This window comes from Streptomyces sp. NPDC052020, assembly GCF_040680575.1.
Lineage (GTDB): Bacteria > Actinomycetota > Actinomycetes > Streptomycetales > Streptomycetaceae > Streptomyces.
Genome location: NZ_JBFAWY010000005.1, coordinates 108769 through 124096 on the forward strand (window position 1 = coordinate 108769; position 15328 = coordinate 124096).

Sequence of the window (15328 nt, forward strand, 5' to 3'; positions counted from 1 at the left end):
GGGACCGACGACCGGGGCCGACGCGGGACCGACGTGGGACCGGCGTTGGACCGACGTGGGATCGATGGGGAACGAGGTGGGATGGACGCGGACGACACGGGCTCGGGCACCCGGCAGGAGCCGGACGGGCCGGGTCGGCGGCCCTCCGCCGATACCGATACGCCGGGCGGGGCCGATACGCCGGGCGGGGCCGGTGCGGTGACGGCCGGGGCGGAGGAGGTGTCCGGGCTTCCCGTGTCCTATGGGACCGATGAGGCACACGCCGGGCCGGGGACGGCACACGCCGGGCCCGGGGCGGCACACGCCGGGCCCGGGGCGGCACACGCCGGGCCCGGGGCGGCACACGCCGGGCCCGCGGAGACCGTCGGATCGGCCACCGGTGTCGCCGCGCTGTCCCCGCGGTACCAGATCGTGGCCGCGTGCGCGCTCGCGCTCGTCGCGGCGGCCGTCTGCGTCCACCTCGGGATGCTGTTCCTGCACGTAGCGCCGCCGAACACGCTCAGCAAACGGCACGGCGACGTGGTGGACGAGTGGATCTACCCCGAGTTCGAGCAGAACTGGAAGCTGTTCGCGCCCAACCCGTTGCAGCAGAACATCGCCGTCCAGGTCCGCGCGGAGGTCGGCACGGCGGACGGCGGGGTCCGCACCACCGGCTGGTACGACCTGTCCGCCGAGGACGGCAGGGCCATCGACGGCGATCCGCTGCCGAGCCACACCCGGCAGAACCAGCTCCGCCGGGCCTGGGACTTCTATGTCGCCACCCATGACTCCCGCAACCGCCCGGTGGGCCTGCGCGGGGCGCTGGCCGAGACCTACCTGCGCCGTATCGGGGTGCTCCGCCTGGAGCGGAACGACGCGGCCGGGCCGGGCGGCGTCGTCGAGCGGGTCCAGTTCCGGTCCCGGACCACCAGCGTGCCGCCGCCCCCCTGGAGCCACGAGAAGGTCTCGGCCCGGCCGGTCCACCGGGTGCTGCCGTGGTGGCCGGTTCCCACGGACCGGACCGGTGAGGACCGCGCGGCGGAAAGGGGAGCGGAGTGAACCGCCTGGCTTCGTCGCTCTCGCGCGGCATCGCCCATGTCACCGGCTCCGCCCTCGGCCCGTACCAGACCGCCGTGGTCCGTATCGGGCTCGGCGCGACCTGGCTGCTCTTCCTGCTGCGGGAGTTTCCCCACCGCCACGAGCTGTACGGTCCCGACGGCCCCTGGAGCCGGGAGCTCGCCGAGCGGCTGATCGCGGACAACGGCTCCTTCACGGCGCTGATGTGGCTGGACGGGCGGGTCTGGTTCGAGACCGTCTACGCGCTGTCGGTGCTGACCGGTGCGCTGCTGGTACTGGGCTGGCGCACCCGCACGACGTCGGTGCTCTTCATGGTGGGCGTGCTGTCGCTCCAGAACCGCAGCGTCTTCGTCGGGGACGGCGGCGACAACGTCCTGCATCTGATGAGCGTCTACCTCGTCTTCACGCGCTGCGGCCAGGTCTGGTCCCTGGACGCGCGGCGGGCGCGGCGCGCGCGTGCGGCACGCGCGCGGGGCGGACGCGTCCGGGACCGGACCGGCCCCGCCCTGTGGGGCGTGCTCGGACTCGTCCTGATCGCGGCGGCGCTCGCGGGGCGGCTCGACGGTGACCGGTTCATACCGGTGCTGCTGGGAGGTGTATGGCTCGGGCAGGCCCTGTGGTGGCTGGCCGGCCGCCAGGCGTGCGGCGACGAGCCACCCGGCGCGAGTGGCGGTGAGCCGTCCCGTGCGCGCGGCGGCGAGCCGCGGATACTCCTCGACGTCGTCGCCACCATCGCGCACAACGGCGCCCTGCTCGTGATCATGGCCGAGACGTGCCTGATCTACGCGACCGCGGGCTGGTACAAGGTGCAGGGGTCGCGCTGGCAGGACGGCACCGCCGTCTACTACCCGCTGCACCTGGACTACTTCTCGCCGTGGCCCGCCCTCGCCGGGCTGCTGTCCGCCAGCGGCACCCTGGTCATGCTCCTCACCTACGGCACCGTGATCGCGCAGGTCGCCTTCCCGTTCACGCTCTTCCACCGGCGGGTGAAGAACGTCCTGCTGGCCGTCATGATCGTCGAGCACGCCGCGATCGCGGTCGTCCTCGGGCTGCCGTTCTTCTCGCTGGCGATGATCACGGCCGACGCGGTCTTCCTGCCCACGCCGTTCCTGCGCCGCCTGGGCGGCTGGGCGGCACGCGCGCGGGGACGGCTCGCGCGCGGCGGGGACGGCCGGGCGCCGGTGCCGGGGCAGCGCGGACGGGAGGACGAGCGGCGCCCGCACGTAGGCTTCACGGCATGACCGACGCCGCCCTGGACGCCCTCACCGCCTGGCGCCGACTCGCCTCCGCCTCCCCGGTGCTGCTCGACGGCTTCCACGCCCTCAAGCACGCCGTGCGCTTCGGTGCCGAGGTGCCCGTGGCCGTCACCGCCGACCGCGCGGCGGCCCTGGCCCTCGCCGACGAGCTGGCGCCGGACGTGCGGGACGCGCTGGACGCGCTGCTGACGGAGGTGCCGCACGCCGCGTACGCCTCCCTCGTGCCGCGCCCGCATCCCACCGCCGTGGCCGCCCTGGCCGTACGGCCCTCGCGCGCGGCCAACCTGCGGGCGCTGGCCCGCACGCCCCGCACCGCGCCGGTCGTCGTCCTCGACCAGCCGCGCAACCTGGGCAACGCGGGGGCCGTCATCCGGCTGGCCGCCGGTTTCGGCGCCACCGGCGTCGTCACCACCGGCCCGCTCGACCCGTGGCACCCCACCGTGGTGCGCGGCGGGGCGGGGCTGCACTTCGCCACCGCGGTGGAGCGGCTGGACGCCGGCGAGCTGCCGCCGGGGCCGGTGTTCGCGCTGGACCCGGAGGGCGAGGACCTGCGCGGAGTGAAGCTGCCGGACGACGCCGTCCTCGCCTTCGGGTCGGAGCGCAGCGGACTCTCCGCCGACTTGCGCGCGCGTGCCGACCAGCTGCTGTCCCTGCCGATGCGCCCCCAGGTCTCCAGCTACAACCTGGCCACCAGCGTGGCCATGACGCTCTACCACTGGAGCGCCACCGGCGGCGGACCGCGGTCCTCCTAAGAGGCGGCCTCCCGGCGGACCTCCACCACCCGGAAGCGGTTGGCCACGAACGCCGCGTCGCACAGGGCCGCGTTGGCCGCCGGGTTGCCGCCCGAGCCGTGGAAGTCGGAGAAGGCGGCCGTCTGGTTGACGTACACCCCGCCGGTCAGGTTGAGCGAGAGCTGGGCCGCCTCCTCCAGGCAGACCTCCCGCACGGCCCGCTCGACCTCCTCGTCGGTGGTGTACGCGCCGACCGTCATCGCGCCCTTCTCGCGGACGCCGCGGCGCAGCAGCTCCACCGCGTGGCCGGCGGAGTCGACGGCCACCGCGAAGGAGACCGGCCCGAAGCACTCGCTCATCCAGGCGGCCTCGTCGTCGGGCTTGGCGCCGTCCAGCTTCACGATCACCGGCGTGCGCACGACCGCGTCCGGGAAGTCGGGGTGGGTCACCTCGCGCGAGGCCAGGGCGAGCTCGCCGAGGCCGGCGGCGGCCTCCAGGCGGGCCTTGACGTCCGGGTTGACGATGGCGCCGAGCAGCGCCGCCGCGCGCGCGTCGTCGGCGAGGAGCGTGCCGACGGCCTTCGCCAGGTCCGCGGTGACCTCCTCGTAGGTCTTCGGGCCCTGGTCGGTGCGGATGCCGTCGCGGGGGATCAGCAGGTTCTGCGGGGTGGTGCACATCTGGCCGCTGTACAGCGACAGCGAGAAGGCCAGGTTGGCGAGCATGCCCGCGTAGTCGCCGGTCGACTCCACGATCACCGTGTTGACGCCGGCCTTCTCCGTGTAGACCTGCGCCTGGCGGGCGTTGGCCTCCAGCCAGTCGCCGAAGGCCGTGGAGCCGGTGTAGTCGACGATGCGGATCTCGGGGCGGGTGGCGAGGGTCTTGGCGATGCCCTCGCCGGGGCGCTCGGCGGCCAGGGCGACCAGGTTCGGGTCGAAGCCCGCCTCGGCGAGCGCCTCGCGCGCGGTCCGCACGGTGAGCGCGAGCGGCAGCACCGCGCGCGGGTGGGGCTTGACCAGGACCGCGTTGCCGGTGGCCAGGGAGGCGAACAGGCCCGGATAGCCGTTCCACGTCGGGAAGGTGTTGCAGCCGATCACCAGGCCGATGCCGCGCGGGACCGGCGTGAAGCGCTTGGTCAGCGCCAGCGGGTCGCGCTTGCCCTGGGGCTTGGTCCACTCGGCCGACTCCGGTGTGCGGACCTGTTCCGCGTACGCGTACGCCACCGCCTCCAGGCCGCGGTCCTGCGCGTGCGGGCCGCCCGCCTGGAACGCCATCATGAACGCCTGGCCCGAGGTGTGCATGACCGCGTGGGCGAACTCGTGCGTCCGGTCGCTGATCCGCTTGAGGATCTCCAGGCAGACCGCCGCGCGCAGCTCCGGGCCGGCGTCCCGCCACGCCCGCTGCCCGGCCCGCATGGCGGGCAGCAGCACGTCGGCGTCCGCGTGCGGGTAGGTGACGCCGAGCTCGATGCCGTACGGGGAGACCTCGCCGCCCACCCAGTCGTCCGTGCCGGGCTGGCCGAGGTCGAGGCGGGTGCCGAGCAGGGCGTCGAAGGCGGCCCTGCCCGCCGCCGCGTCCAGGCCGCCGTCCTCCCCGTACGCCTTGGGGTGTTCGGGGTGCGGGGACCAGTACGCGCGCGTGCGGATCGCCTCCAGCGCCCGGTCGAGGGTGGGCCGGTGCCGGGTGATCAGGGTGTGCGCGGTGAGTTCGGCGGCCATGGGGGACCAACTCCTCGTCTGGTGAACTCTTCGTCGAGCTCATGACCTGGGCGGAAACCTGGGCGGGAACAGCCGGACAGAGTTAGAGTAACCGAACGATCGGTCGGGACAAGGGGGACCGCCGCATCTGTGGAAAACCCCGTGCGGGAGGATCGCGCACATGACAGCACTCGACCTCAGCAGCCCCGTGGCAGTCGTCGGCACCGGCACCATGGGCCAGGGCATCGCCCAGGTCGCGCTGGTCGCGGGCCATCCCGTGCGGCTGTACGACGCCGTCCCCGGCCGCGCCCGCGAGGCGGCCGACGCGATCGGCGCCCGTCTCGACCGGCTCGTCGAGAAGGAGCGCCTCACCGGTGCCGCCCGGGACGCCGCACGCGCCCGGCTGCGGCCCGCCGGGAGCCTCGCCGAACTCGCCGACAGCGCCCTGGTCGTCGAGGCGGTGGCCGAACGGCTCGACGTCAAGCAGGAGTTGTTCCGCGACCTGGAGGGCGTCGTCGGCGCCGACTGCCTGCTCGCCACCAACACCTCGTCCCTGTCCGTGACGGCCGTCGCGGGCACCCTGCGCGCGCCCGGCCGCCTCGTCGGCCTGCACTTCTTCAACCCGGCGCCGCTGATGCCACTGGTGGAGGTGGTCTCCGGGTTCGCCACCGACGTCACGTCGGCCACGCGCGCGTACGAGACCGCCCGGGCCTGGGGCAAGACCCCGGTGGCCTGCGCCGACACCCCCGGCTTCATCGTCAACCGCATCGCGCGGCCCTTCTACGCCGAGGCGTTCGCGGTCTACGAGGCCCAGGCCGCCGACCCGGCCACCATCGACGCGGTGCTGCGCGAGTCGGGCGGCTTCCGGATGGGCGCCTTCGAGCTCACCGACCTCATCGGCCAGGACGTCAACGAGTCCGTCACGCACTCCGTGTGGCAGTCCTTCTTCCAGGACGCGCGCTTCACGCCGTCGCTCGCCCAGCGCCGGCTGGTCGAGTCCGGCCGGCTCGGCCGCAAGAGCGGACAGGGCTGGTACGACTACCGCGACGGCGCCGAACGCCCCGAGCCGCACACCGCCGAGCCGGCCGAGCCGCCCGCGTACGTCGTCGCCGAGGGCGGCCTCGGCCCGGCCCGCGAGCTGCTCGCGCTGATCCGCGAGGCGGGCATCGAGGTCCGCGAGGAGGCCGAGGACAGCGGCACCCGGCTGGTCCTGCCCAGCGGCGGTCAGCTGGCGCTCGCCGACGGCCAGACCTCCGTGGAGTTCCGGGACGTGGTCTACTTCGACCTCGCGCTCGACTACCGCAAGGCCGGCCGCATCGCGCTGGCCGCCTCCCAGGACACCTCCCCGGCGACGCTGGCCCAGGCCACCGGCCTGTTCCAGGCGCTCGGCAAGAAGGTCAGCGTCATCGGCGACGTCCCCGGCATGATCGTCGCGCGCACGGTCGCGCGGATCATCGACCTGGCGCACGACGCGGTCGCCAAGGGCGTGGCCACCGAGGAGGACATCGACACCGCGATGCGCCTGGGCGTCAACTACCCGCTGGGGCCGCTGGAGTGGAGCCGCAGGCTGGGCTGCACCTGGGCGTACGAGCTGCTCGACGAGCTCCACGCGTGCGACCCCTGCGGCCGCTACGCGCCGTCCCTCGCGCTGTACCGCCACTCGTACGCCTCCGACAAGCGGGAGGGCAGCAGCTCATGACCGGAGCCAGGCGTGACACGTACACCCCGGAGACGCTTCTGACGGTCGCCGTGCGCGTCTTCAACGAGCGCGGATACGACGGCACCTCCATGGAGCACCTCTCCAAAGCCGCCGGGATCTCCAAGTCGTCGATCTACCACCACGTCACGGGCAAGGAGGAGCTGCTGCGCCGGGCCGTGAGCCGGGCCCTGGACGAGCTCTTCGGCATCCTCGACGAGGAGCACGCGCGCGCGGGGCGCGCCGTGGAGCGGCTGGAGTACGTGGTGCGGCGCATGGTCGAGGTGCTCATGGCCGAGCTGCCGTACGTGACCCTGCTGCTGCGGGTACGGGGCAACACCGGCACCGAGCGGTGGGCGCTGGAGCGGCGGCGCGAGTTCGACCACCGGGTGGCCGCGCTGCTGTCGGCGGCGGCCGCCGAGGGGGACGTACGCGGCGACATCGAGGAGCGGCTGGCGACCCGGCTGGTCTTCGGCATGATCAACTCGATCGTGGAGTGGTACCGGCCCGACGGGCGCGGCATGGGCGAGCGGGACGTGGCCGACGCGGTGGTGCGGCTGGTGTTCTCCGGGCTGACCAGGGGCTGACGGCCCCGGCGGGTACCACGGGCAGGCACCACCGGCCGGGGCGGCGGGGCCGTTCCGGCCGTTCCCCGGCCGTTCCCCGGCCGTTCCCCGGCCGTTCCCCGGCGGTGCCGGCCGTCCCGGTCAGCTCTGTGGCTCCAGGTCCTCCTCCTCGAAGACCAGCAGCGTGCGGGTGCTGAGCACCTCGGGGATCGCCTGGAGCCGGGTGAGGACCAGCTCGCGCAGGGCCCGGTTGTCGGGCGTGTGCACCAGCAGCAGGACGTCGAAATCGCCGCCCACCAGGGCGATGTGGGAGGCGCCGGGGAGCCGGCGGAGCTGCTCGCGCACCGTGCGCCAGGAGTTCTGGACGATCTTCAGGGTGATGTACGCGGAGGTGCCGTGCCCCGCGCGTTCGTGGTCGACACGGGCGCCGAAGCCGCGGATGACACCGTCCTCGACCAGCCGGTTGATGCGGGCGTAGGCGTTCGCGCGGGAGACGTGGACCCGCTCGGCGACCGACCGTACCGAGGCGCGGCCGTCCGCCTGGAGCATGCGCAGGATGTCCTGGTCGACGGCGTCCAGCGGGCGGGGCGGCGGCAGGGCGGCGTCGTGGCGCCCGGTCGCGTCGTCATGGCACTCGGTGGCGGCCGCGCGGCGCTCGGCGGCCTCCCCCTGGCACGCGGCCGGCTCCCCTTGGCGTTCGGCGGGTTCGGCCATTCGTTCAGCTGCCATGTCCCCCCGCCTCCCCGCCATGGACGTACTGCGTTCATCTCAGGGTGTGGAGAACCGTTTGTCCACAGCCTGAGGGTGCCTGTAGCCAAAATGTGCCGGCGACCGAACAATCGGTAGGTGAGGCGCGTCACACAGCCGCGGCGCGCCGCGAAGCCGCTCCCACGAGGAGGTGCCGTCATGACGGTCATGGAGCAGCGGGGCGCGTACCGGCCATCACCGCCGCCCGCCTGGCAGCCCCGAACCGACCCCGCGCCGCTGCTGCCCGACCCGGAGCCGTACCGCGTCCTCGGCACCGAGGCGGCCGGCCAGGCCGACCCGGAGCTGCTGCGGACGCTGTACGCCCACCTGGTCCGTGGCCGCCGCTACAACACGCAGGCCACCGCCCTCACCAAGCAGGGCCGCCTCGCCGTCTACCCCTCCAGCACCGGCCAGGAAGCCTGTGAGGTCGCCGCCGCGCTGGCGCTGAAGGAGCGGGACTGGCTCTTCCCGAGCTACCGCGACACGCTCGCCGTCATCGCCCGCGGCGTCGACCCCGTCCAGGCCCTCACCCTGCTGCGCGGCGACTGGCACACCGGCTACGACCCCTACGAGCACCGCGTCGCCCCCCTGTGCACGCCGCTCGCCACCCAGCTGCCGCACGCCGTCGGCCTCGCGCACGCCGCCCGCCTCAAGGGCGATGACGTGGTCGCGCTGGCCATGGTCGGCGACGGCGGCAGCAGCGAGGGCGACTTCCACGAGGCGCTGAACTTCGCCGCCGTCTGGCGGGCCCCGGTCGTCTTCCTGGTCCAGAACAACGGCTTCGCCATCTCCGTCCCGCTCGCCAAGCAGACCGCGGCCCCGTCGCTGGCCCACAAGGCCGTCGGCTACGGCATGCCCGGCCGCCTGGTCGACGGCAACGACGCCGCGGCCGTGCACGAGGTCCTCACCGACGCCGTAGGGCACGCGCGCGCGGGAGGCGGCCCGACACTCGTGGAGGCGATCACCTACCGCGTCGACGCGCACACCAACGCCGACGACGCCACCCGCTACCGCGGGGACGCCGAGGTGGACACCTGGCGGGAGCACGACCCGGTGCTGCTGCTGGAGCGCGAGTTGACCGCGCGGGGCCTGATCGACGAGGACGGGATGCGCGCGGCCCGCGAGGACGCCGAGGCGATGGCCGCCGATCTGCGCGCCCGCATGCACCAGGACCCGGTGCTCGACCCCATGGATCTGTTCGACCATGTGTACGCCGAGCCCACCCCGCAGCTGAGGGAGCAGCGCGAGCGGCTGCGCGCCGAACTGGAGGCCGAGGCCGAAGCAGCGGCAGAGGCAGAGGCAGAGGCAGCGGCAGCGGCCGGGTTTGGTGCGGCGCCGCGGCCGGAAGGAGCGCTGTGATGAGCACCGTCGCCGTCCGGCCGGCCACCATGGCGCAGGCCCTCACGCGCGCGCTGCGCGACGCCATGGCCGCCGACGACAGCGTTCACGTCCTCGGCGAGGACGTCGGCGCGCTCGGCGGCGTCTTCCGGGTCACCGACGGGCTCGCGAAGGAGTTCGGCGAGGACCGCTGCACCGACACGCCGCTGGCGGAGGCCGGCATCCTGGGCACGGCCGTCGGCATGGCGATGTACGGGCTGCGGCCGGTGGTCGAGATGCAGTTCGACGCGTTCGCCTATCCGGCGTTCGAGCAGCTCGTCAGCCATGTCTCCAGAATGCGCAACCGCACGCGCGGGAGCATGCCCCTGCCGCTCACCGTGCGCGTCCCCTACGGCGGCGGCATCGGCGGTGTGGAACACCACAGCGACTCCTCCGAGGCGTACTACATGGCGACTCCGGGGCTCCATGTCGTCACGCCCGCCACCGTCGCGGACGCCTACGGGCTGCTGCGCGCCGCCATCGCCTCCGACGACCCGGTGGTCTTCCTGGAGCCCAAGCGCCTGTACTGGTCGAAGGACTCCTGGAACCCGGACGACCCGGCGCCCGTTGAACCGATAGGCCGCGCGGTGGTGCGGCGCTCGGGGCGGAGCGCCACGCTCATCACGTACGGGCCGTCCGTGGCCGTCTGCATGGCGGCGGCCGAGGCGGCCCGGGCCGAGGGCTGGGACCTCGAAGTCGTCGATCTGCGCTCCCTGGTGCCGTTCGACGACGAGACGGTGTGCGCCTCGGTGCGGCGGACGGGACGCGCGGTCGTCGTCCACGAGTCGGGCTCCTTCGGGGGCCCGGGCGGGGAGATCGCGGCCCGGGTCACGGAGCGCTGTTTCCACCACCTGGAGGCGCCGGTGCTGCGGGTGGCCGGGTTCGACGTGCCCTATCCGCCGCCGATGCTGGAGCGCCACCACCTGCCCGGTGTGGACCGGATCCTGGACGCCGTGGGGCGTCTGCAATGGGAGGCCGAGAGCTGATGGCACAGGTGCTGGAGTTCAAGCTGCCCGACCTCGGTGAAGGGCTCACCGAGGCGGAGATCGTGCGCTGGCTGGTCGAGGTGGGCGACGCCGTCGCCGTCGACCAGCCCGTCGTCGAGGTCGAGACGGCGAAGGCGATGGTGGAGGTGCCGTGCCCCTACGGCGGCGTGGTCACGGCCCGCTTCGGCGAGGCGGGAACCGAACTGCCCGTCGGGGCGCCGTTGCTGACGGTGGCCGTCGGCGAGCCCGAGCCGGGCCGCCCCGCCGCGGGCGGCACCGGCGGGCACCGGTCCGCGCCCGCGCACCCCGCGCGGGCGCGGCCCGCGAGCACCGGGACCGCCGGGAGCGCCGCAAGCGCGGAGGCCGCGGCAGCCGGCGGGGCGGACACCGCGGCCTCGGACGGGGAGGACCCGGGCACCGAGGGCTCCGGCAACGTCCTCGTCGGTTACGGCACCTCCCGGGCGCCCGCGCGGCGGCGCAGGGTGCGGCCGGGCCCGCCGGCCGGCGGCGTCCTCCCGGCGCCGGCCGGGGCGAACGGCCGCGCGCGTGCCGCCGACCCGGTGGACGGGCCCGTTCCCGTCATCTCGCCGCTGGTCCGCAGGCTGGCCCGGCAGAACGGCCTGGACCTGCGGGAGCTGACCGGGTCCGGGCCCGACGGGCTGATCCTGCGGGCGGACGTGGAGTACGCGCTGCGGGCCGCCGCGGCGCAGGGCCGTACGGCCCCGGCACCGGCCGGGCCGCACCCGGGCACGGAACCGGCGCGGGAGACGGCGGGCGCGGCACCGGCGCCGCAGGCCGTCGCCGCCACGCAGGCCGTCGCCGCCACGCAGGCCGCCGCCGCACCGGCGACCGCCGCCCGCGCCGTGGACGGCATCCGCACGCCCCTCAAGGGCGTGCGCGGCGCCGTGGCCGACAAGCTCTCCCGCAGCCGGCGCGAGATACCGGACGCCACCTGCTGGGTGGACGCCGACGCCACCGAGCTGATGCGGGCCCGCGCGGCGATGAACGCCGCCGGCGCGTCGGCGGGGACAGACACGGCCGGCGCGCCGAAGGTCTCCCTGATCGCCCTGCTGGCCCGGATCTGCACCGCCGCGCTCGCCCGCTTCCCCGAGCTGAACTCCGCCGTCGACACCGGGGCGAGGGAGATCGTCCGGTTCGAGCGGGTGCACCTGGGCTTCGCCGCCCAGACCGAGCGGGGCCTGGTCGTCCCCGTCGTACGGGACGCGCACGCCCGGAACGCCGAGTCGCTCACCGCCGAGTTCGCGCGGCTGACGGAGGCGGCCCGCACCGGGGCGCTGACGCCCGCCGACCTCACCGGCGGCACCTTCACCCTGAACAACTACGGGGTGTTCGGCGTGGACGGCTCCACGCCGATCCTCAACCACCCCGAGGCCGCCATGCTCGGCGTCGGCCGCATCGCGCCCAAGCCCTGGGTGCACGAAGGCGAGCTGGCGGTGCGGCAGGTGGTCCAGCTGTCGCTCACCTTCGACCACCGGGTGTGCGACGGCGGCACGGCGGGCGGTTTCCTGCGGTACGTGGCGGACTGCGTGGAACAGCCGGCGGTGCTGCTGCGCACCGTGTGAGGGGATGGGGTTCCCCCGCGTTCCCCGTGATCGCCCGGACGCGCATACTCGGGGGGTGACCCCGTATCAGCCGCCCGCCGTGTACGACGCCGTCGTGCTCGCGGGCGGGGCCGCCCGGCGGCTCGGAGGCGCCGACAAGCCCGGCGTCCGGGTCGGCGGCCGCCCGCTGCTCGACCGGGTGCTCGCCGCCTGTGCCGGGGCGCGGACCACCGTGGTCGTCGCCGATCCACGGCCCGTCCCGCGGGCCGTGACCTGGGCCCGCGAGGACCCGCCGGGCGCCGGTCCGCTCGCCGCCCTCGACGCCGGGCTGCGTCACACCACGGCCGAGCACGTCGTGGTCCTCTCGGCCGACCTGCCGTTCCTCGCCGGGACGGCCGTACGCGGGCTGCTGGCCGCCCTTGTGGACAGCGGCGCCGACGGCGTCCTGTGCGCCGACGCCGACGGCCGCGACCAGCCGCTGGTGGCCGCCTACCGCGCCCGCGCGCTGCGCCGCGGGCTGGCCGCGCTCGCCGCCGGGCACGGCGGCCTCACCGGGCTGCCCCTGCGCCGGCTGACCGCCGGACTCCACCTCGCGCGCATCGCCGATCCCGTCGCCTCTTTCGACTGCGACACCTGGGACGACATCGCCGCCGCGAGGGCACGTATCAGGGAGCATGGGCACGTGTTGGATGAATGGATCTCCGCCGTCAAGGACGAACTGGGCATCGACCTGGACGTCGACACCGGTGTGCTGCTCGACCTGGCCCGGGACGCCGCCCACGGGGTGGCCAGGCCGGCGGCGCCCTTGACCACCTTCCTCGCCGGATACGCGGCCGGGCGGGCCGGGGGCGGTCCCCAGGCCGTCGCCGAGGCCGCCCGCAAGGCGACGGAGCTCGCCCTGCGCTGGGCGGAGGAGGAGCGGACGGCGGGCACGCCGTCCGACGCCTCCCCGACGGCCGCGTCCGATGCCGCCCCCGGCGCGGCTCCCGGCACCCGCCCGGACGCCGGATGACCGCGCGCGGCAGCACCGGCACCGGAAGGGACGCCGAGGACGCCGAGGCCCTCGACGTCGAGGAGGTGCTCGCCCTCGTGAACGACGGCAAGGGACCCCGTCCGGCGGACCGCCCGTCCACGCCCGCCGCGCCCACCGGCCAGGGGGAGCCGCGGGACAGGCACTCCGTGCCCGGTCACGGGGCCCGGGGCGGCCACGAGCGCCACGACGCTCGCGGCGGTCCTCAGGACGCTCGGGGTCCTCAGGACACGCGCGACGCTCGCGGTGGCCGCAGGGCCCACGCGAGCCACGGAGCCACCCCCTGGCCCACCGCTCGGGAGATCGCGGCCCGCGCCGCCCGTGCCGCCGTCCGCAGCAGCCCTCCTTCCCCGGTGTCCGTGCCCCTGGAGGCCGCGCTGGGCCTCATCCTGGCCGAGCCCCTCACCGCCCTGACCGATCTGCCCTCCTTCGACACCTCGGCGATGGACGGCTGGGCGGTGTCCGGCCCCGGCCCCTGGGACGTACGCGAGGACGGTGTCCTCGCCGGGCACACCGGGCACCGGCCGCTCGCCGACGGCGAGGCCGTCCGGATCGCGACCGGTGCCCGCATCCCCGAGGACGCCATCGCGGTGCTCCGCACCGAGCACGGCCGTACCGACGACAAGGGCCGCCTGCACGCCGCGCCACGCGAGCGGGAGATCGTGCCGGGCCAGGACATCCGCCCGCGCGGCCAGGAGTGCCGCAGCGGTGACCGGCTGCTGCCCGCGGGGACGCCGGTGACCCCGGCGGTGCTGGGACTGGCCGCGGCGGCCGGGTACGACTTCCTCAGGGCCGTCCCGCGTCCCCGCGTCGACGTCCTGGTCCTGGGTGACGAGCTGCTCACCGAGGGCTTGCCGCACGACGGGCTGATCCGGGACGCGCTCGGCCCGATGCTTCCGCCGTGGCTGCGGGCGCTGGGCGCCGAGGTCACCTCCGTACGACGGATCGGTGACGACGCCGAGGCACTGCGCACCGCCGTCACGGCGTCCGCCGCCGACGTCATCGTCACCACCGGCGGGACCGCCGCGGGCCCGGTCGACCACCTGCACCCCACCCTGCGCCGCATCGGCGCCGAGCTCCTCGTGGACGGCGTCAGGGTGCGGCCCGGCCACCCCATGCTGCTGGCCCGCATCGAGGGGGGCAGGCACCTCGTCGGGCTGCCCGGCAACCCCCTCGCCGCCGTCTCCGGCCTGCTCACGCTCGCGGAACCCCTGCTGCGCACGCTGGCCGCCCGCCCGGCCCCGGAGCCGTACGGGCTGCCGCTTCAGGACCCGGCGCAGGGGCATCCGCACGACACCCGGCTCGTGCCGGTCGTCCTGCGCGACGACCGCGCGGTGCCGCTGCGCTACAACGGCCCGGCCATGCTGCGGGGCATCGCGGCGGCCGACGCGCTCGCCGTGGTGCCCCCGGGCGGCGCCCGGCCGGGCGAGGAGACCGAACTGCTCGACCTGCCCTGGTCCAGCGGGGGAATCGGAGTGTGTTTCACGTGAAACTTCCGGGCCAGGACGCGATCGCCCGCCAGGCGGACGAACATCTCGTGACCCATCGGGTGAGCCTCCCGAGAAGAGTGGTGGAGCGGCCCATGCGCCAGGTCGCCAAACGGCTGACCATGGCCCTGCTGGTGCTCGTCCTGACCGCGCTGCTCGTCTACGCCGACCATGACGGCTACAACGACAACTCCGATGGCGCCGTCGACTTCCTCGACGCCTGGTACTACGCGACCGTCACGCTCTCCACCACCGGGTACGGCGACATCACGCCGGTCAGCGACGGTGCCCGCCTGACCAACATCTTCGTCATCACGCCGCTGCGTGTGATGTTCCTGATCATCCTCGTCGGTACCACACTCGAAGTGCTCACCGAGCGCACCCGGGAGGAGTGGCGCCTCAACCGCTGGAGGTCCATGTTGCGCGACCACACCGTCGTCATCGGCTTCGGTACCAAGGGACGGTCGGCGCTCCAGACCGTCTGTGCCACGGGACTGAAGAAGGAGCAGGTCGTCGTGGTCGACCCCAGCGGCAAGGTGATCGACGCGGCGAACGCCGACGGATTCGCGGGCGTCGTCGGCGACGCGACCCGCAGTGACGTCCTGAAGCGGGCGGAGGTGCACAAGGCCCGGCAGATCATCATCGCCACCCAGCGCGACGACACCGCCGTACTGGTGGCGCTGACGGCGCGGCAGCTCAACCGGGGAGCGAAGATAGTGGCGGCGGTACGCGAGGAGGAGAACGCTCCGCTGCTGAAGCAGTCGGGCGCCGATGTCGTCATCACCAGCGCCAGCGCGGCGGGCCGGCTGCTCGGGCTGTCCGTCCTCAGCCCCGCCGCGGGCATGGTCATGGAGGACCTGATCCACCAGGGCAGCGGGCTCGACCTCGTGGAACGCCCGGTCATAAAGGCGGAGGTGGGCAAGAGCCCGCGCGAGGTCGACAGCCTGGTGGTGAGCGTCGTACGAGGGCACCGGGTGCTCGGCTACGACGACCCGGCCGTCGCCCGGCTGGAGCTGACGGACCGGCTGATCACGATCGTACGGGCGACCCCGGGCCGGCAGGTCGCGCCCGACGCCCGCCCGCTGCCGCGCGACTGAGGCACCGGCCGCCCGCGGTCGTCCAGGCCGCGGGGAGCCCGCC

General features: G+C 74.7%; 13 protein-coding genes. 11 read left to right on the forward strand and 2 right to left on the reverse strand.

What is annotated here, in order from left to right; genetic code table 11:
• Nucleotides 1-81 precede the first annotated feature (81 nt).
• The 3 genes from AB0L74_RS06490 to AB0L74_RS06500 are packed head-to-tail and all read left to right on the forward strand — an operon-like array spanning nucleotide 82 to nucleotide 3064.
• Complete coding sequence (locus AB0L74_RS06490) at nucleotides 82-1038, forward strand: DUF5819 family protein (RefSeq protein WP_365646275.1); 957 nt, start codon at nucleotides 82-84, stop codon at nucleotides 1036-1038.
• Nucleotides 1035-2297 carry an HTTM domain-containing protein gene (locus tag AB0L74_RS06495; RefSeq protein WP_365646278.1) on the forward strand — a complete coding sequence of 421 codons (1263 nt, stop codon included), beginning with the start codon at nucleotides 1035-1037 and terminating at the stop codon, nucleotides 2295-2297. Before AB0L74_RS06490 ends, AB0L74_RS06495 begins: the two co-directional genes overlap by 4 nt.
• Nucleotides 2294-3064 carry a TrmH family RNA methyltransferase gene (locus tag AB0L74_RS06500; protein ID WP_365646281.1) on the forward strand — a complete coding sequence of 257 codons (771 nt, stop codon included), beginning with the start codon at nucleotides 2294-2296 and terminating at the stop codon, nucleotides 3062-3064. The genes AB0L74_RS06495 and AB0L74_RS06500 overlap by 4 nt, the downstream gene beginning before the upstream one ends.
• On the opposite strand, the gene paaN is transcribed toward AB0L74_RS06500, so the two are convergent.
• On the reverse strand, nucleotides 3061-4758 hold the full coding sequence (paaN, locus tag AB0L74_RS06505; protein WP_365646283.1) for a phenylacetic acid degradation protein PaaN: 1698 nt from the start codon (nucleotides 4756-4758) through the stop codon (nucleotides 3061-3063). The genes AB0L74_RS06500 and paaN overlap by 4 nt on opposite strands.
• Before the next feature lie 160 nt (nucleotides 4759-4918).
• On the opposite strand from paaN, the gene AB0L74_RS06510 reads away from it, so the two are divergent.
• The gene (locus tag AB0L74_RS06510) at nucleotides 4919-6436 is read left to right on the forward strand and encodes a 3-hydroxyacyl-CoA dehydrogenase (protein ID WP_365646285.1); all 1518 of its coding nucleotides are present in this window, start codon (nucleotides 4919-4921) and stop codon (nucleotides 6434-6436) included.
• On the forward strand, nucleotides 6433-7020 hold the full coding sequence (locus tag AB0L74_RS06515) for a TetR/AcrR family transcriptional regulator (RefSeq protein ID WP_365646288.1): 588 nt from the start codon (nucleotides 6433-6435) through the stop codon (nucleotides 7018-7020). The genes AB0L74_RS06510 and AB0L74_RS06515 overlap by 4 nt, the downstream gene beginning before the upstream one ends.
• Nucleotides 7021-7140: 120 nt before the next feature.
• Here AB0L74_RS06515 and AB0L74_RS06520 read toward each other — a convergent pair whose 3' ends face one another.
• A complete protein-coding gene (locus tag AB0L74_RS06520) occupies nucleotides 7141-7728 on the reverse strand; it encodes an Lrp/AsnC family transcriptional regulator (RefSeq protein WP_365646291.1) in 588 nt (195 codons plus the stop codon).
• A 177-nt stretch (nucleotides 7729-7905) separates the two neighbouring features.
• Between AB0L74_RS06520 and pdhA the strand changes: the two genes are divergently transcribed.
• Genes pdhA through AB0L74_RS06550 form a run of 6 tightly spaced genes read left to right on the forward strand, consistent with a single transcriptional unit; the run spans nucleotide 7906 to nucleotide 15285 of the window.
• Nucleotides 7906-9105: a pyruvate dehydrogenase (acetyl-transferring) E1 component subunit alpha gene (gene pdhA, locus AB0L74_RS06525; protein WP_365646294.1), complete on the forward strand. Its 1200-nt coding sequence runs from the start codon at nucleotides 7906-7908 to the stop codon at nucleotides 9103-9105.
• Nucleotides 9105-10109: an alpha-ketoacid dehydrogenase subunit beta gene (locus tag AB0L74_RS06530; protein WP_365646297.1), complete on the forward strand. Its 1005-nt coding sequence runs from the start codon at nucleotides 9105-9107 to the stop codon at nucleotides 10107-10109. Before pdhA ends, AB0L74_RS06530 begins: the two co-directional genes overlap by 1 nt.
• Nucleotides 10109-11692, forward strand: coding sequence for a dihydrolipoamide acetyltransferase family protein (locus AB0L74_RS06535; RefSeq protein ID WP_365646299.1), 1584 nt, complete (start codon nucleotides 10109-10111; stop codon nucleotides 11690-11692). Before AB0L74_RS06530 ends, AB0L74_RS06535 begins: the two co-directional genes overlap by 1 nt.
• Before the next feature lie 55 nt (nucleotides 11693-11747).
• The gene (locus tag AB0L74_RS06540; RefSeq protein ID WP_365646302.1) at nucleotides 11748-12683 is read left to right on the forward strand and encodes an NTP transferase domain-containing protein; all 936 of its coding nucleotides are present in this window, start codon (nucleotides 11748-11750) and stop codon (nucleotides 12681-12683) included.
• The gene (locus tag AB0L74_RS06545) at nucleotides 12680-14191 is read left to right on the forward strand and encodes a molybdopterin molybdotransferase MoeA (protein WP_365646305.1); all 1512 of its coding nucleotides are present in this window, start codon (nucleotides 12680-12682) and stop codon (nucleotides 14189-14191) included. Before AB0L74_RS06540 ends, AB0L74_RS06545 begins: the two co-directional genes overlap by 4 nt.
• The gene (locus tag AB0L74_RS06550; protein ID WP_365646308.1) at nucleotides 14188-15285 is read left to right on the forward strand and encodes a potassium channel family protein; all 1098 of its coding nucleotides are present in this window, start codon (nucleotides 14188-14190) and stop codon (nucleotides 15283-15285) included. Before AB0L74_RS06545 ends, AB0L74_RS06550 begins: the two co-directional genes overlap by 4 nt.
• Nucleotides 15286-15328 lie beyond the last annotated feature (43 nt).